We start from the raw sequence: 18,734 nt of genomic DNA on the forward strand, positions 1-18,734 counted from the left end.
TTTGATTTCACGACTGCTACGCCCCAGCGCGGACCGGCCGACGCAGGCTGCGCCAGCTGCTACAAGGTTCGCGTTGACTTAAGTGAACAGTATTAGGCTCCTACAGGGGATCTTCGGCAGGTGGAAGCCGCCCTGCCATCAGGCGATGTACAGGATCACCAGGTCATTGATCACCGAAGGCCGATCCTGCCCCACCACATGGGTGTTGAGCTCCAGGGTCAACTGGGTCCCTCGGGCTGACAGGTCGACTTTTTTCACCCGGGCCCGCGAATGGATGCGCGAGCCGGCCGGTACCGGCGCCGGGAATCGCAGGCGATCGGAGCCGTAGTTGATCTGGGTGGTGAAACCGCTGATTTCGAAACCCAGCGATAACTTCATCCGCGACTGCAGCACCTGCACCAATGCGCCATGTGCAATGGTGCCACCAAACGGACTTTGCAGGCGCGCCCGATCCGGATCGGTATGGATCCAGTAATCGTCGCCCGACAACTCGGCAAAGGAATCGATCAGTGCCTGGTCGACCACCACGACATTGCTCCAGTCGCTGAACTGCTCGCTGACAAGAGCTTGCAAGGCCGGCCCATCGTTGAGGTCGATCTGCCGGGCAGACGGTTGCACCGACGTGGCAGGCAACGGTTCGCTGTCCTGCGCGGGGAGCGACTCAAGGCTCGCCGCATCTTTGTCCACCCCGGTGAAACGCAGCAGGCGGTTGCCCTTGGCGTCGACTTCGGCAAACACCGGCTGCAAGGACATGCCGATCTGGATCTCGTTTTCGTCAAGGCCTACCAGGTTTGTGTTGATGCGCACCCCTTGGGCCAACTCGACCACCGCCAGTTTCTGCGGCATCTCATCAATGAAGTCGGGCAAGGTCGCAATGCGCGTCACGGTGTAGCTGTATAGCGTGGCGGCGCCGTCGACTTCGCGCCAGGCCAGGTCGTGTTCCAGGCACACCGGGCAATGCCGGCGCGGATAGAAGTTCCAGTGCGCACAGGCGTTGCATTGCTGAATCAACAGGCGGCGAGCCTTCAATCCCTCCCAGAAGGGAGCGGAGATCTGCGTCGCGACCGGCATCGGTTTGTTGTTGGACATGTGCTTATGCTCCCTGAAGTATCAATGCGCCCTGCTCACTCATCACGCCGCCGGTGCCAGAAACGTAGACACTGTCGCAGCGCCCTAGCTGGCGTTCACCGGCAGTGCCGGCGATCTGCGTCACAGCCTCGATTACTTGACTCATGCCCCCGGCGGAAGCCGACTGGCCAAAACTCAATTGCCCGCCATGGGTGTTCATCGGGAAATCGCCACGCCAGGTCAGGTCGTGTTCGCGCACGAATGCCATGCCTTCGCCCTTGCCGCAAAAACCGGCATCTTCAAGGGTCAACAAGGTGGTGATGGTGTAACAGTCGTAGATCTGTGCAGCATCGACGTCTACAGGCTTGAGCCCGGCCATGGCAAAAGCCTGCCGAGAAGCAGGACCAATGGGCGTATTCAGCATGTCCTCGGCATAGGACGGCGACTTGAATGCCAGGTGTTCGCCAAACCCGGTAATGAATGCCGGACGCTTGCGGGCCCGCGCCGCCACTTCCTTGTTGGTGATGATCATCGCGGCGCCACCGGCCACCGGCATGACAATTTCGAGGACATGCAACGGGTCGGCGACCATTTTGCTGGCCAGCACTTGTTCGATGGTCAACGGCTGGCCATAGAACATCGCTTGCGGGTTAGCCAAGGCATTAGTGCGCTGGTCGACGGCGATCTTGGCCATCGCCCGCTGGTCGTAGTCGTACTGAGCAGCATAACGCTGGGCAATCATCGCGTAGCCGGTGTTCTGACCCATGTGCCCATAAGGCAGGTCGAACTCGGCTTCGGGTGCGCCAAACGCTGTGCTGTGTCCACCAAAGCGCATGGCCCGGGCCATCCAGCCGGCGTCCTCGTCTGGCCCCAACGGCGCCATGCGCGCGGGGATGACACAGAGTACCGCCTGGCATAACCCAAGTTCGATCGCGGCGGCGGCGCGCCAGACCATGCCGACCGAGGTACAGCCGCCCAGGTCCACCACCTCGGCGAAGTTCAGGCGCAGTCCCAAGTATTCGGCGGCCATCGCCGGTACGAACACCGAGGCTTCATGAAATTGCGGGCCGTTGATCACCAGCCCGTCGAGGTCCGAGGCCTTGAGCCCGGCATCGCGCAGCGCCTGAGCCGCCAGGTCGGCGACTTGCTCAAGGTGAAACATCTTGGGTGCGGTCGAATACTTCTCCGGTTTGTATTGCGCAGTGCCAACAATGGCCGCGTGCCCTTTGAGCCCCATAGTGCCTCCATGCCGAAGCGTTACGCTGCGGCTATTTCCAGGTTGTGATGAAGGTCCGGGCGCAGCAAGTCGACCCGAACCTTGAGTGGTCGATCAGAAGGTGTATTTCATCGAGAACGTGGCGTAGTCGCGGTCGGCGAATGGACGATCGATCGGGTCGGCTTCACCCAGATAGCCAACGTAGGTCAGGCCCATCTCCAGGTTGCCCAAATATTTGAACGTGGTACCCACGCTCAGGCGTCGGTCGCCGTGTATCCCGGAGATGCTCCCGGACATCGGTGTCGAGCCGCTGAACACGTTGGAGAAGCGCACCGGCACTTCCAGATCCCAGCCTTGGAAAACTCCCGGATAACTGAACGATGCCCCCAGGGTGTAGGCGCTGGAGGACTTGGTGCGCACGCCTGCGGCGGTGCTGTAGGTGTAGTCATCGGAAGGCGCCACTAGTGCTGCCACCGAGGGCAGCAGATTTAGACCTTGCAGGTTGGGTGCCGCCGAAGTGGATTCGACGCTGTCGACCTGCACGCGGATGATTTCGGCAGTCAGGCTGGTCTGGCTGGCCCAGGGACGGTCCCCCAGGATACGGATCGCCGACAACTGCATTTGCTGACCCTTGCCCTTGGCCGGCACCGCGCCAAGGCCGGTATTGACCATCACTGGCGCACCGTCGCGGTACGACCATTCGGCGCCGACCTGGGTATCGCCGATCTTGGTCGAGGCACTGATGCCGGTCAGTTTGATGTCCTCGAAATACTTGATCCGATAACCGTTGATGGCCATGGCCAACCTGCCGTTGCCAACCGGGAACGGGTCGTAGCCGACCAGCGCGGTGGCCGGGTTTTTGTCGTGGTAGTTGACGTGGAACAGCGACAGCTCGACCGCCGGTACCGGGCGATAGCGCATTTGCACACCCCACTGGCCGCCATCACTCGGTTCGTCGGTACCGAGGTAGTTGACCTTCTGGCCGTTGGCGTAGATAAACTCGCGCCCTGGCCCCACTACGTCGGTGCCCGACAGGTAGCTGCCTACCGGCGGCAGTTCAGTGCCCTTCCATTCGTACTGCACGTACGCACCAAAGGTCAGGCTGGGGTTCAGACGGAACGAACCGGAGAACTGGCCCACCGGCAACAGTATTTCCTTGACTTCAACACCCGGCTGCGAGGCTTTTACCGCATCGGAAGGGTTTTGCACGCCGTTCACACCTGGGTAGTACAGACTCTCGCCCCAGGACTCGATGTGTCGCCCGGCCTTGACGTCGAGCATGGTGTCGTTGTCAAAGCGCCAGCCGCCGAACACATAGGTATCCAGCATTTTGCTACGACCGCCGCTGTAGTAACGGGTATCGCTGGTGAACTCGTCGTTGCTGCCGTTTTTGTTCACTGTGGCGGGTGAATCGTTATCGTTCTTGCGGTGGTAGACGTCGTCGTAGAAGGTACTGCCGCGCACCACGGCACCGTAGTTGTCCTTGCGCAGGATCAATTCGCCCAGCGCGCCGACGCGGTTGGTGGTCAGGCTGCCACTATCGAAGTTACGGTTGGCATCATCGGCGTTGATCGTCAGCAAGCGATCACTCGAACCGCCAGTGCGCACACCGATACCGTAGCTGGTGGTCACCGACCAGTCGACGGTCGCGCCGTTGTCGAACTCGATCGTGTCACCGGCCCAAACGGGTGTGGACACCAGCGCAATGGCGGCCGCCAGGCTGCTGACCTGAAATGCGCGCGAACCGATGACCGTAGAGTTATTGTTGTTTTTGTTGATCACACTGACTCTCCTCAATGACAACCGGCTGGTTGCCTGGAATGTTCAACTCTGCTGCCGTGCCGCCCGCTCAAAACATCTTGATCGGATCAACAGCGCACGCTCCCCTTACAGCACGCCGGTAGCGATATAGCCCCCGGTCCTCTTCCCGCTCCAGCGACCCTTCGGCCACCAGGTAGTTGGCATGGGCCAACGTTTCGCCAAGCGCCATCAGTTCGTCGAAACGACCTGACAGCTTTGGAAACAACAGGGCCATCAGTTCGAGCACGGTGCGCGGCTCGTCACAGTTGGCCAGCATCAACGCCAGATGCCCGCGGTGATGGGCCTCCAGCTGATCCAAGCGCTGATGCAGATTGAAGAACGGCCGCTCATGCGCCGGCAGCACCAGCACACTGTCGGGCAAAGTGCGCAAGTGCTCGATCGAGTCGAGCCAGTCGCGCAGCGGGTTGGCCAACGGCTCCGTGGCATGCACGCCGACGGTGGAAGTGATGCGCGGCAACACCTGGTCGCCGGAGATCAGCAAACCGTCATCGGCGGCATACAGACAGGCATGCTCCGGTGAGTGACCGCGGCCGATGACCACCTGCCAGGCGCGGCCACCGATATTCAGTACGCTGCCCTCGCGCAAACGGCGGTAATGGTTCAGTGGCGCGGGCAGGAAATGGGCGTTGCTCATCACCGCGAACATCTCGGTGCTTTGTTCGTCAGTCACGCCGGCCTTGCGATAGAAATCCAGGAAGTCCCAGCCCGGCGGCTGATCGGCGGGAAACCTGACGTGCAACGACTGGAACTCGCTTGCTGTCATGTACACCGGGCAGTGAAAACGCTCCGAAAGCCACGCGGCGACCCCGGCATGATCAGAGTGAAAATGGGTGCAGACCACCGCCAGCAGTGGCAGCCCGGCACACACTTCATTCAGCACCCGGTCCCAGACCTCGCGGGTCTGTTCGGTATTCATACCGGTGTCGACCACTACCCAGCCATCGGTATGGCGCAGCAGATAGAGGTTGATGTGGTCAAGTCGAAACGGCAGCGGCATGCGCAGCCACCACACACCCGGCGACACTTCGCGCACCTGTCCGGAGTCAGGTGGCTGCGGCCAGGGATAACGCAATCCGCTGCGCAGTTCGTGACCGTTGGCGTCGAGATCAGTCATAGTCGGCCACCGCGAAGGGGGTCAGGCCGGCTCGCATCAGGGCCTCCAGTGAATAGGGCACATAGGTGCGGGCCTGTTCGTCGCGGATGAACAATGGATCACTGCAACGCGCCGGGCAGTAGCCTTGGCGCTGCAGATCAACCTTGCGCAACTTGAAGCTGGCCGTAAGGTCTGCCGACTGGGTGACCCGTACGAACACCGGGGCCGCATAGCGCGGCAGGCGTACCTCGGTCAGGGCGTACAGGGCAGCTGGATCAAACGCCTGGTCCGCCTGCATCAGCACCGCGGCCATGCCGGCGCGGCCTTCATGGCCCGGCACCTGGACGCCATAGATGTTCATCAACTCCAGACCCGACAGATCGCCCAGGGCGTCCGCCACTTCCAGCGTCGAAACGTTCTCGCTCTTCCAGCGATAGGTGTCGCCGATGCGGTCGACGAAGTAGCAGTAGCCGTCGGCGTCTTCGCGCAGCAAATCACCTGAACTCCACCAGGCATCGCCCTCGCGAAACACATTGCGACGGATCTTGCTCTCGGTGGCATCGCTTGAGGTGTAGCCCTCGAAACGCCCGCCACCGATGTCCGGGTGATCGACGATAAAGCCCATGGCCTCACCAATCTCGCCCACTTTGCAGACTTGATAGAAACCGTTTTCGTCCCGTGGATGGCAGTCGTTTTCGATGTCGTAACGCACCAGCCGCAGGTTGGTCTTGTTCCAGTCCGGCACCCGTCCGCAGGAACCGAAATAGTTGTCGACGTTGATCACTGCAGCATTGGCTTCGGTAGCGCCCCAGCCCTCGAACACCTGGATCGGACCGAAACGTTCCAGCCAGCGCTGCCAGGAGTCCGGCGACAGACCGGCGCCAAGCATGCAGCGCAGGCTGTGCTCGCGCTCGCCCACTTTCAGCGGCTGATTGAGCAGGTAGCGGCAAATCTCACCGATGTACTGGAAGATGCTGATCTGATGCCGAGACACATCGTTCCAGAACTCACGCACGCTGAACTTGCGGCGCACCACGATGGCGGCACCGGCCCGCAACGCGGTAGAGGTCACCGACGTGGCTGCGGCACCGTGGTACAGCGGCAGGCAGCAATAGAACACGTCCTCGCGGGTAGCTTGCAGGGTGACTTCCATCACATCGCCGGAGGACATCCAACGCATGTGGCTATAGCGCGCCGCCTTGGGCAAGCCGGTGGTGCCCGAGGTAAATATCAGAAGGGTCGGGGCTTGCGCTTCGATGTGCGCGCGGATGTCCCGGGGAAACGGCGTTCGCGGGGCTTTCTCCAGGCGCGCAGCGAAATGACCGTCGATGCCCTTGGGCAACGGGCCGCTCCAGGGATTTTCCGTGTCGCGTATCAGCCAGCACGGCAGGTTCGGAAAACCTTCAGTGGCCTGCACATTGGCCAGGCATTCTTCGCCGATCACCAACGCCTTGGCGTCGGTGGTTTGCAACGCATGCAGCAGCGGACGGCCGATGACCTGAGTGTTGATGAAGGCCACCACCACCCCGAGCTTGACCAGGCCGAACCAGGTGCAGAAGAACGCCGGGCGGTTTTCCATGGCCAGGGCGCAGACATCGCCGGCACGCAGGCCATTGGCATAAAACGTGTGAGCCATCTGATTGGACCGCGCATCGACCTCAAAGTAGCTCAGGGTCTGCTCGCCATAAATCAGAAACGTGCGCTCGCCCTGCTCTGCCGCCCTTTGCTCCAGACGGTCGGCCAGGGTATAGAGGTCTTTCGGCTTTATCTGTCCGGCAGCGTTCGAACGCTGATCGAGCAGCGCCTGGGTCTGCTCCCGTGGTACCGGGCTGGTCGGCAGGACGCGGGGCAAGTCGTTCAGGTTCATTGCGCCACCTCCTGGGCGATTGTTTGATAGGCGGGGTAATCCGAGTAGCCAGCCGAGCCCGGCGTATAAAGCGTCTTGCGATCAAAGCGACTAAGCGGCAAGCCACGCTGCAAGCGCTCCACCAGATCGGGGTTGGCAATAAAGTGACGGCCAAACGACACGGCAGCGCCCTCGCCCGACGCGAGAGCGGCACTGGCCGAAGGACCGTCGAAACCATCGTTGAGAATCAAGGCATGGGGGCTGTGCCGACGCGCCAGGGCGAAGGCATCGAGGTCGGCCAGTGGCGAGCGCATGATGTGCAGGTAGGCCAGGTCCAGCGACGCCACGGCATCACACAAGGCGGCTGCCGTGGCAGCTGGATCTGTGTCGTCGATGTCGTTGTAGGGATTTGCCGGACACAGGCGAAAGCCGACACGTCCTGCGCCAATCGCGCTGGCCATGGCCTCGATCACTTCCTTGGCAAAACGCACCCGCCCGGCCACATCGCCGCCGTAGGCATCGCTGCGCTGATTGCTTCCAGTGGCCATGAATTGCATCGGCAGATAGCCGCTGGTGCAGTGCAGTTCGACACCGTCGAAGCCAGCCAGGCGCGCATTCAATGCGGCCTGGCGATAGTCTTCGATGACCTCGCCAATGCCTTGCAAGGTCAGCGCCTGCGGCTCGTCGGTGTCCACCAGCCCGGCAGCGTCGCTGAACACCTGGGTGCGTGCGCGCAATGCCGAAGGTGCCACCGTGGCCGCCCCCGTCGGCTTGTTGTGCCGGCTGGCGGCGCGACCCACATGCATCAGCTGCAGGACGATACGCCCACCCTCGGCATGCACCGCCTCGGTGACCCGTTGCCATCCGACCATCTGCTCGTCGCTGTAGATCGCCGGGGTGCGACAATAGCCCAGGCCGCAGGCAGACGGCGCGGTGCCCTCGGCCACGATCAGCCCGGCACTGGCACGCTGACGGTAGTACTCGACCATCTCGAAACCGGGTACGGCATCGGCAAGGGCGCGGCTGCGAGTCATGGGGGCCATGACAATGCGGTTAGCCAATTGAAGCTCGCCCAGGGCGACCGGCTCGAACAAGACGCTCATTTCAATTCCTCAGCTTCTTATTGTTTTCAGGCTGTCGCAGGGCTCGCCACAACGTGGGCAAGCGCTGACATGGCAGCGGATATGGGCTGAATGATTGACCGTGAGCGCAAGCGAAACATCGTCCGACAAGACTAGGTTCGCTATCGTGTACGTCGGCTTGTAGGGGGATGAAAAAGATGGTCTGAACGGACGATGAAAAAAACACAGTGCACGTGGAGCATCGCGCCAACTAGAACAAAACCGGGAGCACCCGCAGTGAACCAATCCACCCCCGTGACATGGCGAACGCACTACGCGCTTTTCGTGCTCGCCAGCATCTATGTGTTCAACTACATCGACCGCCAGTTGATGGCGATCCTGATCGAGCCGGTCAAACTCGAATTTGGCATTTCCGATACCGGCATCGGCCTACTTTCCGGGGTGACGTTCGCGGTGTTCTACACTGTGTTCGGCTTCCCGCTGGGGCGCCTGTCGGACCGCATCGGGCGCAAGCCGGTGATCGCCTTCAGCTGCATCGCCTGGAGCCTGATGACCATGCTTTGTGGCATGGCCGGCAACTTCCTGACCTTGGTGCTGGCGCGGATCGGCGTGGCCGTGGGTGAGGCCGGCGGCACGGCGCCGTCGGTGGCGATGGTCTCGGATTTGTACCCGGCGAACCGCCGCTCCACTGCTCTGTCAGTACTGATGCTCGGCTCCAGCCTGGGGGCGATCGTCGGCCTGGGCCTGGGTGGCTGGATTGCCCAGCACCACGGTTGGCGCTACGCCTTCTTGTTGATCGGCGCGCCCGGCATCTTCCTGGGCCTGCTTCTGCTGCTGACCGTGCGTACGCCCAAGCGCGTAGCACCGCTGGGCAACGTCGCGGCGCAACAGGATGGCTGGCTCAAGACGCTCGTCGAGCTGTTTCGCATGCCCTCTTTCCTGTGCCTGGTACTCACCGGCGGCGCGGCGGCGATTGCCGGTTACGCCATCGGCACCTGGAGCCCGAGCTTCCTGATCCGTTCCCACGGCCTCAACCTGCAAGAGGCCGGGTTCCTGGTGGGCGTGGTGGGCGGCACCGGATCGACCGTCGGCACCCTGGTCTGCGGCATGCTCACCGACCGCATGGCGCGGCGCGATGTTGGCTGGCAAATCGGCGTACCACTGCTAGGCACGCTGATCAGCATTCCCTTCGCCCTTGCGTACTTCCTCTGGCCCCAGGGCACAGCGTTCTACATCGGCAGCATCGCCGTGCCGCAAGCGTTCCTGTTCTACAGTGCCTTCGGCTTCTTCGGTGTGTGGTGGGCAACACCTTGCCTGAGTGCCATCACCCACCTGTTCCCGGCCACACGACTGGCCCAGGCCACGGCGATTTTCGTGATGTCCATGACCCTCTTGGGTGTCGGTGTCGGGCCATTGTTGGTGGGCATGCTCAGCGACTTCTTCGTGCCCACCCTGGGCAGTGAATCCCTGCGCTATGCCCTTGCTTCGTCAGTGTCATTGCTGGTTCTGGCCAGCGTGTTCCTGACTCTGGCGCTGCCGCGTTACCGTCAACAAATGCAGAACCCCGCCCCGCTCCTCCCACCGGTCCAGGCCGCCACTGCCTGACCTGCTTTCCCACAACACCACGCCGCTGCAACCTTGCCAGGTTCCAGCGGCTTTTTAATGAGCATCATCATGAGTATCAGCGCCATACACATCAGCAACCTGCTCTACCGATACGCCGAATGCCTGGACGATGGTCAATTGGTCGAAGCCGCAGAGCTGTTCCGCCATGCCCGCATCAAGGTACAAAGCCAGCCAGTCTTCCTTGATCACGCAGCCTTGCTGGGAATCTGGCAGCAACGAATCAAGATCTACCCCGGCGGTACACCCCGTACCAGGCACATCATCAGCAACCCCAACATCGAGATCGACGAAACCGCAGGAACCGCAACCGTTCGCTCTTGCTACACCGTCCTGCAAGCCACCGACACCCTGCCCCTCCAACCCATCGCCAGCGGGCGTTATTTTGATGAGTTCGAACGTGTCGACGGGGTATGGCGATTCAGCTTTCGTGATTATTCGCAGCTGGACATGATTGGGGACTTGAGTTGGCATTTGTTAGCGTAGGAGCCAGGCTTGCCCTAATGCCGATCAGTTAAGCAATTTATGCGGCAACGCAATTTTTGTAGCAGCTGGCGAAGCCTGCGTTCGGCTGCGCAGCAGTCGTAAAACTTGAGTTTACGGTCTTCCTGAAACACTGCATCGTCTGATTTCGCGACTGCTGCGCAGCCGAACGCAGGCTTCGCCAGCTGCTACGGATCGCGTTATGGCTTAACTGATCGGCATAAGGCTTGCCCGCGAAAAACGATAACACGGTGCCGCAGGTACACCGCCGTGTCCGGTTCACTGGATCGTGGATGACAAAAAAACCCCACCGGATACCGATGGGGCTTTTGTTATTGCAACAACCTGGGTCTTAGCGCCCGATAGCCCGCGCCGCATCTGCCGTGTATTGGTCCGGAGTGAATTTGCCTTCGTTGAGGATCGGACCTTTCTTCGACTCATTGGTCATGCCGTAGCCGGTGTACTGGCCGGAGTTCAAGTCCATGAAGAACTGCGAACCGGCCTGCCAGCCGCTCATGTCAGGGTGGTAGTAATAGTTGACCATGGCGTGTTTCCACAGTTGCCCACGGGCGTCGTAGTTGTCGGCCATGACCGCGTTCCAGGTGTCTTCGTCGATGAACAGCACGCGCTTGCCATAGACATGGCGATAGCCTTCCTTCAAGTCGGCTTCCAATACCCACACGCGACGCAACTCATAACGCATCAAATCTGGATTGGGATGGTTGGGTGTCAGCATGTCGGCGTGCTTGACAGTCCCGGCGTTGGTCTTGAAGGTGTTGGCCGGGCTATAGATTTCGCGCTTGCCGATGAGTTTCCAGGTGAAGCGCTCCGGTGAGCCATTAAACAAGCGGTCTTCGTCGACGGTCATGGTGCCGTTGGTGCCGATCATCGGCTGATCGTAACCATACCCCGGCAGTTGTCGCACACGCCGGGTCGAGGGGCTGTAGGACCACGCCTGACGCGACTCGACGGCGAAGTTGTAGGGTTCATGGGCAATACTGAGTGTGCCGTTGTCGCGGGCCGGTTTTAAGGTCATGTTGTTACTCATGGCCTGAATCTTGCCATCCGTAGTGGGCTCGACGGTTGGCGAGTTGGCCTGTGACAGGTTACGTGCATACGCACGTCCCCAACCAATGCTGCCATTGGGCAGGACCGAAGCCAGATCGCTGGTTTTTTCCTCGGTGTAGGCACGGGCTGGCAGTTGATGGTTCCACAGCAGCTCCATACCGTTCTTTGGAATCGGGAACGGCACCTGGCCCAATCCTTCGAAACCTGCACCGTCGTTGACCAGCTTCGCGTGCAGCGCGTTATCCATCGCACGGCGGCAGACGTAATCCGGGTAGCGGAAATCCCGATGGCCTGGGTAAATGTTCATCTTGTAGGTGGTCGGGTACTTCTTCAGCAGCGCCTTCTGACCTTCGGTCAGGTGCGATTCGTACTGGCCCATGTTCTGCGCAGTGATCACCAGGATCGGCTTCTCCGCCGCATAGGGATCAACCGGCTGGTCACCGGAAAATTTCACATGATTCCAGCCCGGTACTTCCCCCAGGTACTTGCCGGTGTACGGCGGAATAGTGCCCTCGGCGTTGCCCGCTTGCTCGGCGCCGACACAGGTCAGCTCCTTGCCCAGCTTGGCGGCTTCCTGAGATGACACCGCAGCGTTCGCATAACCCATCAGCCCGCTATTGGCTGTGACTGCGACCGCGAGCATGAGACCTGTTCTTGTTATTTTCATGTAATGCCTCCTTCGCTGATAAGGCTTTGTGATTTAGACCCATTGTTCGTGTTCTGCCGGCCCCGACATCGTCCGGAAAGACTAAGGAAGCGTTATGCGCCCAACTTTTCTTGCAGTTGAGCCTTGAGCACCTTGCCAGTGGCATTGCGTGGCAAGGGTTCGAGTACCCGATAGACCTGCGCCGGCACTTTGTAGGCGGCCAGGCGTTCGGCGATGAATGCGCAGATTTGAGCCTCTTGGGGCAGCGTCGATGCCATGCCATGCACGGCAAGCCCCACCGTCTCACCCAACAGAGAGTCGGCGATGGCAAATGCAGCCGCTTCCAGGACTCCGGGCATATCGAGGACGCACGTCTCGATTTCAGCGGCGGAAATTTTTTCGCCACCACGGTTGATCAACTCCTTGACCCGGCCGGTGATGTGGAGGAACTCCTCTTCGTCGAGGTAACCGATATCGCCGGTGTCCAGCCAACCGTCGCGCAGGCTTTGCGCAGTGGCTTCGGGCAGGTTCCAGTAGGCGCTCATCAAGGTTGGGGAACGCAACCAGATCACCCCGCGAGTGCCCGCCACCTGTGGCTGGTCAGGGCTGTCACCGATACGAATATCGACGATCGGCAGCGCCCAACCCGCTGTCTGCGGCTTGTACACGAACGGATCACCCCCGATGGCCGCGCCGATGCCATTGCTTTCGGTCAGGCCGTACCCGGCACCGCCAATGACGTCGGGCTTGAGCTTGAGCATGTTGTCCAGCACCCCGGCGGACGACGCTGCACCGCCCAGTCCGAGACCGAACAGACTGGTGGTGTGCTCGCCGCCAAAACGTGGGGACGCAAGCAGTTGCTGCATCATCACCGGTGCCCCGTTGAACTGGGTACAGCGCTCATCGCGAATGAGGTCGATGGCACGTTCGACGTCCCACTTGTACATCAGCATCAAGCGCCGACCGCCGCGTAATGCCGACAGGAACTGCGCATGCAAGCCGCTGACATGGAACAGCGGCACAGCCGCAAGCGTGGTGGGTGCATAGCCGCTGTTGATAACCACGCCGATACGCTCGGGCGAACTCATGGCGCAAAACGCGCCCTGGAAATCCAGGGCAAACAGGGCCTGGCAGATGGCCCGGTGACTGGACACGGCGCCCTTGGCGCGGCTGGTGGTGCCCGAGGTGTAGAGGATCAGTGCCGGCGCGTCAGGATCGATTTCCAGCGTGAGTACAGGTTGCGCCGGGGCGCTGATCAAGTCCTCGAAACGCAGGCAGTACTCGGATAGCGACTCGTCCTGGGCACCGACGACAATGGTCGCCCGATGCTCACGTGCCAGATCTTCTTGCAGGGTATCGAGACGGGCTTTGTCGCACAGCAGCAGGCGCGAACCGCTGTCCTGCAGCGCGTATTGCAACTCATCGCGCAGGCCCCAACTGTTGAGCGGCACACACACTGCACCGCAGCGCTGGATAGCGGCAAAGGCCACCAGCCACGCTGGCTGGTTGCGCATGGCAATCGCCACCCGCTCGCCCGGTTGCAGGGCCAAACGGGCGACCATCTGCCCGGCCAGGCGGTCGACCTGATCGAAGAATTGGTTGAAGGTCAGGCGTTGTGATTGCCAGACCAGAAACTCACGGTCACCGTGAACCCGACCGGCGTCGAACACCTGCATCAAGTTGTGCGCGGCGTGACGGAAGTAACGTGGCGCGCCGTCATCGGGCGTCACCACTTCAAACGGCGCGCCGGGGGCGATCAGGTCGCGCCACGCGGTTTGCCATCGTTCAATGCTCATTTTTGTTTTCTCCAGAACAGCCGTGGTAGCACATCCACAGGTGTGCAATTGGGCCAATGTCAGTCGGTCAAGCGAATATCCCTGTGGGAGCGAGCCTGCTCGCGATGAGGGCGTGTCAGTCGATATCAATCCACCTGTTGCACCGCTATCGTCGGAGCGCCGCCCGTAGCCGGCTCGCTCCCACATGAGTTGACTGCCTACAGGTTCTACGCGTGGGCCGAATAACGTTCGCAATGGAAATCCCGATCCCCCAGGCAGCTCTGGGCAACGCGGATGCGCTTGAGGTACAGGCCGACATCCAGCTCGTCAGTGACACCAATGCCGCCGTGCATCTGCACCGCTTCGTTGGCGACTTTGATTGCCGTGTCGCCGGCCTTCCACTTCGCCAGGCTGACCAGTCGAGCGCGTGCCCGAGGTTCGAGGCTGGCGTCATCCAGGGTCGCCAGTGCGGCCATCAGGGCGCTGCGGCTCAGCGCCAGGTCGACGTACATTTGCGCTGCGCGATGTTGCAGGACCTGGAAGGTGCCAATGGGTGCGTCGAACTGCACGCGGGTCTTGAGGTATTCCAGGGTGGTTTCGAACAGTTGCTCGGCCATCCCCAACAGTTCCGCCGCCAGGCAGGCGCGGCCACGGTCCAGCGCAGTTTCCAGCGCGGCCCAGCCCTCGCCCAAGGTGCCCAGCAGCGCTTCGCTGCCCAACTGCACCTGGTCCAGTTGCAGGCGTGCACTGTTGCGCGAATCGATCAGCGGCAAGGCACTGACAGTCAAACCCTGCGTATCGGCCGGTACCAGAAACAGACTGATGCCCTGCGTCTCGCCCGGCTGCCCGCAAGTGCGCGCCACCACCACATAGGCATCGGCACCCAGGCCGTCGACCACCCAGAACTTGTCACCCTGCAAGCGATAGCCCTCGCCCTCGGCCTTCGCCTCAAGGGCAATGCGGCTCGGGTCGTGGCGCGATTGTTCGTCCACAGCCAGAGCCAGGCGCTGTTCACCGCCTATGACTGTTTGCAACCAATGCGTCTGTTGCGCCGAATTGCCCGCCAGGTGCAGCAAGGAACCGCCCAGTACCACGCTGGACAACAGCGGCATGGCGGACAGGTTACGGCCCATGGACTCGAAGAGCGGTCCCAGCCCCTTGCAACCGAAATCCAGGCCGCCGAAGTCTTCAGGAAACGGAATCGCACTCCAGCCCAGATCGACCGCGTCTCGCCATACCTGCGCATCGAAACCCTGTTCCAATGCATCATCGCGCAGCCGGCGCTGAGCACTGACCGGGCTTCGACCAGCAAGAAAATCCCGGGCGCTGTCGGCCAGCAAACGCTGGTCATCGTTGTAACGCAGGCTCATGGGGTGACTCCTTTTTTAGCGTCGGGCAAGCCCAGTACGCGCTTGGCGATAACATTCAACTGGATCTCCGAGGCCCCGCCAGAAATGGTCAGCGCATAGCTGTTCAACCAGGAACGGGTTATCGCCTGTTGCTGCTCGCTGAACGCCGGACTCTCCCAGCCAAAGGCATGTCCGGACATGGCATCGAGCAGCACTTCGAACTTATCGCGCTCCTGTTCGGTGTGTACCAGTTTCATGATCGACAACAGGCCACCAATGTCGTCGCCGGCCCGCGCCTCTTCTCCCATGCGCTGCACAGTCAGGTTGTAGGCATGTTCGTTCATCGCGCAGGCCGTGGCCCGCGCCTGCAAGGCCTGTTCGCTCTGGCTCTGTGGCGCCGGCACGTACTCGCGCATCAGGGCCAGCAGGTCGAAGTGCGATGGCAGGCTGAACTCACCGAATTTCGACATCGCCTTGCGTTCGTGCTGCAACAGGTACTTGGCCAGGTTCCAGCCACCGTTTAACGGCCCGATCAACTGGCTCTTGGGGACTTTCACGGCGTCGAAGAACACTTGGCAAAATGCCGACTTGCCGCTGATCAAATCAATCGGCTGCGGCTTGACGCCGGGGCTGCGCATGTCCAGCACAATCAGGCTGATGCCTTCGTGTTTCGGTGCGCTGAAGTCGGTGCGTACCAGCGCATACATCCAATCGGATTTGTCGCCGTAGGAGGTCCAGATCTTGCTGCCGTCCACCACGAAGTGATCGCCTGCATCGCGAGCGGCCATTTTCAGGCTGGCCAGGTCGGAACCGGCGTTCGGTTCGGAAAAACCCTGGCACCAGCGCACTTCACCACGGGCAATGGGTGGCAGCAGATCGCGTTTCTGTTGCTCACTGCCGAAGGCCAGCAGCACAGGTCCGAGCATCCAGATACCGAGGTTGATCTGCGGCGGCCGGCACTTGATGCGGCGCATCTCGCTTTCCAGCACCGCCAGTTGTTCGTCGCTCAGGCCCGCTCCGCCGTATTCCTCTGGCCACTCGGGGCAGAACCAGCGCTTGTCGCGCATGCGTTCGAACCACAGGCGCGCGTCCTCACAGGGAAACTGCGGGTTCTGACTGCCCCACACCACATCGCCTTCAGCCATGCCGCTGCGCATCGACAGCGGGCAGTTGGCCTCCAGCCAGGCACGGGTGTCCTGACGAAATTGCTCGATAGTGCTCATGAAAGTCCCCTTCGACCCGCCCCGGATCCGGGGCGAGTACGGTTTTTGTTTTTGATGGACCCGCGTCAGCGTTGGGTGCGCGGCATGCCGAGGCCAAACTGGGCGATCAGCTCGCGCTGGATCTCGTTAGTGCCGCCACCAAAGGTCAGGGTCGGCGAACTGCGCAACTCGAATTCCAGCTCGCCCTGCAGCAGGGTCGCCGCCGAGCCACTGCGCATCGAGCCATTGGCGCCGAGGATCGCCGCCAGCTTGCGCAGGATCTCGATGGCCGACTCCGAGCCGAACACCTTGGTGGTCGAACTCAGCGCCACGTCCATGCGATCGCGCTCCAGGTCAGCGGCGATGCGCATATTGATCAAGCGCATCGCCTCCAGGCGCGCATAACACTCGGCCAGCGAGCTGCGCACCCAGGCCTTGTCCATCGCTCGACGGCCCTGTTCGTCACGGACCCGCGCCCACAGGTAGATCCGGCGAAACAGCGCCACGACCTTGTCCGACCAGGTGCCGAGGCCGAGGCGTTCGTGGTTGAGTTGCGAGGTGATCATCTTCCAGCCACCGTGCAACTCGCCCACCAGCATCTCGTTGGGCACCCGCACGTTGTCGTAGTAGGTCGCCGTGGTCGGAATGCTGGTGGTGGGAATCAGGGTGTGGGAGAAGCCTGGCGTCGTGGTATCGACGATCAGCAGCGAAATGCCTTTGTGCCGCGCCTGGGTAGGATCGGTACGGGCCGCCAGCCAGACGAAATCGGCCGACTCGGCACCCGAGGTCCACAGCTTGTTGCCATTGACCAGGAAGCCTTCATCGTCTTGGCGGGCGCTGGTTTTCAGCACGGCCAGATCGCTACCGGCGTCGGGTTCGGAATAACCGATGGCGAACATGATTTCGCCCGCGGCGATCCCAGGCAGAAATCGCTCTTTCTGCAACTCGCTGCCATGGGCCATCAAGGCCGGGCCGACGGTGCTGATGGTCACGAACGGCAGTGGCGCACCGGCGATGTTGGCTTCTTCAAAGAAGATCAATTGTTCGGTGGCGGCGTAACCCTGGCCGCCATGAGCCTTTGGCCAGCCGACCGCGAGCCAGCCGTCGCGGCCCATCTGGCGGGTGGTCTGGCGAAACAGCTCGCCGCCTTCCTTGCCCCGCAACTGCTCGCGCATGTCCGGGGTCATCAGGGTCTGGAAATAGTCCCGCACCTTGTGGCGCAGGGCATGTTGTTCGGGAGTGAGGTCGACGAACATCTGCTGCTCCTTACGCTGCGCCGAGAATCAGGCCGCTGGTGGGTACGCCGGTGCCGGCGGTGACTAGCACGTTCTGCACATCCGCCACCTGGTTGACCGCCGTACCACGCACCTGGCGCACCGCTTCGGCGATCCCGTTCATGCCGTGGATATAGGCTTCGCCCAGTTGCCCGCCGTGGGTGTTGATCGGCAGTTTGCCGCCACGGGCGTGATGCCCGGCGCGGATGAATTCCTTGGCTTCGCCGCGTTTGGCAAAGCCGAACTCTTCCAGCTGTGGCAGCACGAACGGGGTGAAGTGGTCATAGATCACGGCGGTCTGGAAAGACTCGGGACCGAGGCCGGACTGGCGATACAGCTCGCGGGCGACCACCCCCATTTCCGGTAGCCCGGTGATGTCGTCGCGGTAGAACGAGGTCATGCTCTGCTGTCCATGGCTGATGCCTTGGGAGCCGGCCTTGATGGTCACCGGTTTCTGCCGCAGGTCACGAGCGCGCTCGGCCGAAGTGATGACCATCGCCACGGCGCCATCGGATTCCTGGCAGCAATCGAGCAGATGCAGCGGTTCGCAGATCCAGCGCGAGGCCTGGTGTTCTTCCAGAGTGATCGGCTTACCGTGGAAAAACGCTTGGGGGTTGGTCGCGGCAAAATCCCGCGCCGCCACCGCGATTCGACCGAAGTCTTCGGAGGTGGCGCCATAGGTGTGCATGTAGCGCTGGGCGAACATCCCGACCCAGGCCGCCGGTGTATGGAAGCCGTGGGGCATGTACCAGCCGTAGTTAACGTTGTCGAAGGTCGGTGCCGAAGCGAAGCCGTAGCTGCCGGTACCGAAGCGATACCAGGAACGCTCATTCATGGCCCGATACACCACCACCACTTTCGCCATTCCGGTAGCCACCGCCATCGCCGCGTGCATCACCGGTCCGCAGGCCGCGCCGCCGCCATGGGGCACTTGCGAGAAAAACTTGACGTCCTTGCACCCCAGCAATCGGGCGATTTCATACTCCGGGACCTTGTCCACCGAGTAGGAGCTGAAGCCCTCGACCTCGGACGGATCAATACCGGCATCCTTGAGCGCGCTCAAGGTGGCCTCCAGGGCCAGGCGCAATTCGGTGCGTCCGGAGTTCTTGGAAAATTCGGTTGCGCCTAGACCTACGATCGCGGCACGCCCGGAAATCGATGAATCAGTCATCTGTGTCTCTCCGGCTG

At 61.5% G+C, this 18,734-nt stretch carries 14 protein-coding genes; 2 read left to right on the forward strand and 12 right to left on the reverse strand.

The genetic code is table 11. The annotated features are described in order from the left end of the window. Positions 1-138: 138 nt before the first annotated feature. The 6 genes from PMI22_RS14040 to PMI22_RS14015 form a co-directional block, all read right to left on the reverse strand. Entirely contained in the window at positions 139-1,089 is a 951-nt protein-coding gene (locus PMI22_RS14040; RefSeq protein ID WP_007946104.1) for a bifunctional OB-fold nucleic acid binding domain-containing protein/MaoC family dehydratase, read from the reverse strand. 4 nt (positions 1,090-1,093) lie between these two features. Next, positions 1,094-2,305 carry a thiolase family protein gene (locus tag PMI22_RS14035; protein ID WP_007946106.1) on the reverse strand — a complete coding sequence of 404 codons (1,212 nt, stop codon included), beginning with the start codon at positions 2,303-2,305 and terminating at the stop codon, positions 1,094-1,096. 93 nt (positions 2,306-2,398) lie between these two features. Continuing rightward, positions 2,399-4,066, reverse strand: coding sequence for a DUF1302 domain-containing protein (locus tag PMI22_RS14030; protein ID WP_007946107.1), 1,668 nt, complete (start codon positions 4,064-4,066; stop codon positions 2,399-2,401). 67 nt (positions 4,067-4,133) lie between these two features. Beyond that, the gene (locus PMI22_RS14025; protein ID WP_007946109.1) at positions 4,134-5,219 is read right to left on the reverse strand and encodes an MBL fold metallo-hydrolase; all 1,086 of its coding nucleotides are present in this window, start codon (positions 5,217-5,219) and stop codon (positions 4,134-4,136) included. Beyond that, positions 5,212-7,065, reverse strand: coding sequence for a long-chain-acyl-CoA synthetase (locus tag PMI22_RS14020; RefSeq protein WP_007946110.1), 1,854 nt, complete (start codon positions 7,063-7,065; stop codon positions 5,212-5,214). Before PMI22_RS14020 ends, PMI22_RS14025 begins: the two co-directional genes overlap by 8 nt. Beyond that, positions 7,062-8,147 (reverse strand): alkene reductase, encoded by a 1,086-nt coding sequence (locus tag PMI22_RS14015; RefSeq protein ID WP_007946111.1) that lies wholly within the window; start codon positions 8,145-8,147, stop codon positions 7,062-7,064. Before PMI22_RS14015 ends, PMI22_RS14020 begins: the two co-directional genes overlap by 4 nt. Positions 8,148-8,402: 255 nt before the next feature. Between PMI22_RS14015 and PMI22_RS14010 the strand changes: the two genes are divergently transcribed. Both PMI22_RS14010 and PMI22_RS14005 read left to right on the forward strand, forming a co-directional pair. After that, the gene (locus PMI22_RS14010; RefSeq protein ID WP_007946112.1) at positions 8,403-9,731 is read left to right on the forward strand and encodes a spinster family MFS transporter; all 1,329 of its coding nucleotides are present in this window, start codon (positions 8,403-8,405) and stop codon (positions 9,729-9,731) included. Positions 9,732-9,800: 69 nt separating this feature from the next. Beyond that, a complete protein-coding gene (locus PMI22_RS14005; RefSeq protein ID WP_007946113.1) occupies positions 9,801-10,235 on the forward strand; it encodes a nuclear transport factor 2 family protein in 435 nt (144 codons plus the stop codon). A gap of 349 nt (positions 10,236-10,584) precedes the next feature. On the opposite strand, the gene PMI22_RS14000 is transcribed toward PMI22_RS14005, so the two are convergent. From PMI22_RS14000 to PMI22_RS13975, 6 genes are all read right to left on the reverse strand, one after another. Further along, complete coding sequence (locus PMI22_RS14000) at positions 10,585-11,967, reverse strand: DUF1329 domain-containing protein (protein WP_007946114.1); 1,383 nt, start codon at positions 11,965-11,967, stop codon at positions 10,585-10,587. Between the two features lie 92 nt (positions 11,968-12,059). Then, positions 12,060-13,742, reverse strand: coding sequence for a class I adenylate-forming enzyme family protein (locus PMI22_RS13995; RefSeq protein ID WP_007946115.1), 1,683 nt, complete (start codon positions 13,740-13,742; stop codon positions 12,060-12,062). Positions 13,743-13,948: 206 nt separating this feature from the next. Beyond that, the gene (locus PMI22_RS13990; protein WP_007946116.1) at positions 13,949-15,091 is read right to left on the reverse strand and encodes an acyl-CoA dehydrogenase family protein; all 1,143 of its coding nucleotides are present in this window, start codon (positions 15,089-15,091) and stop codon (positions 13,949-13,951) included. Next, positions 15,088-16,293 (reverse strand): acyl-CoA dehydrogenase family protein, encoded by a 1,206-nt coding sequence (locus PMI22_RS13985; RefSeq protein ID WP_007946117.1) that lies wholly within the window; start codon positions 16,291-16,293, stop codon positions 15,088-15,090. Before PMI22_RS13985 ends, PMI22_RS13990 begins: the two co-directional genes overlap by 4 nt. 65 nt (positions 16,294-16,358) lie before the next feature. After that, positions 16,359-17,528 (reverse strand): acyl-CoA dehydrogenase family protein, encoded by a 1,170-nt coding sequence (locus PMI22_RS13980; RefSeq protein WP_007946118.1) that lies wholly within the window; start codon positions 17,526-17,528, stop codon positions 16,359-16,361. Positions 17,529-17,538: 10 nt separating this feature from the next. Then, the gene (locus tag PMI22_RS13975) at positions 17,539-18,717 is read right to left on the reverse strand and encodes a lipid-transfer protein (protein WP_007946119.1); all 1,179 of its coding nucleotides are present in this window, start codon (positions 18,715-18,717) and stop codon (positions 17,539-17,541) included. Positions 18,718-18,734: the final 17 nt, after the last annotated feature.

The organism is Pseudomonas sp. GM21 (assembly GCF_000282215.1).
GTDB lineage: Bacteria > Pseudomonadota > Gammaproteobacteria > Pseudomonadales > Pseudomonadaceae > Aquipseudomonas.

Excerpts from the sequence above, each read along its gene's own strand:
- PMI22_RS14020 (WP_007946110.1), bottom strand. The coding sequence starts at position 7,065 with ATGAACCTGAACGACTTGCCCCGCGTCCTGCCGACCAGCCCGGTACCA.
- PMI22_RS14000 (WP_007946114.1), bottom strand. The coding sequence starts at position 11,967 with ATGAAAATAACAAGAACAGGTCTCATGCTCGCGGTCGCAGTCACAGCC.
- PMI22_RS14015 (WP_007946111.1), bottom strand. The coding sequence starts at position 8,147 with ATGAGCGTCTTGTTCGAGCCGGTCGCCCTGGGCGAGCTTCAATTGGCT.
- PMI22_RS14005 (WP_007946113.1), top strand. The coding sequence starts at position 9,801 with ATGAGTATCAGCGCCATACACATCAGCAACCTGCTCTACCGATACGCC.
- PMI22_RS13995 (WP_007946115.1), bottom strand. The coding sequence starts at position 13,742 with ATGAGCATTGAACGATGGCAAACCGCGTGGCGCGACCTGATCGCCCCC.
- PMI22_RS14035 (WP_007946106.1), bottom strand. The coding sequence starts at position 2,305 with ATGGGGCTCAAAGGGCACGCGGCCATTGTTGGCACTGCGCAATACAAA.
- PMI22_RS13975 (WP_007946119.1), bottom strand. The coding sequence starts at position 18,717 with ATGACTGATTCATCGATTTCCGGGCGTGCCGCGATCGTAGGTCTAGGC.
- PMI22_RS14025 (WP_007946109.1), bottom strand. The coding sequence starts at position 5,219 with ATGACTGATCTCGACGCCAACGGTCACGAACTGCGCAGCGGATTGCGT.
- PMI22_RS14040 (WP_007946104.1), bottom strand. The coding sequence starts at position 1,089 with ATGTCCAACAACAAACCGATGCCGGTCGCGACGCAGATCTCCGCTCCC.
- PMI22_RS13980 (WP_007946118.1), bottom strand. The coding sequence starts at position 17,528 with ATGTTCGTCGACCTCACTCCCGAACAACATGCCCTGCGCCACAAGGTG.
- PMI22_RS13985 (WP_007946117.1), bottom strand. The coding sequence starts at position 16,293 with ATGAGCACTATCGAGCAATTTCGTCAGGACACCCGTGCCTGGCTGGAG.
- PMI22_RS13990 (WP_007946116.1), bottom strand. The coding sequence starts at position 15,091 with ATGAGCCTGCGTTACAACGATGACCAGCGTTTGCTGGCCGACAGCGCC.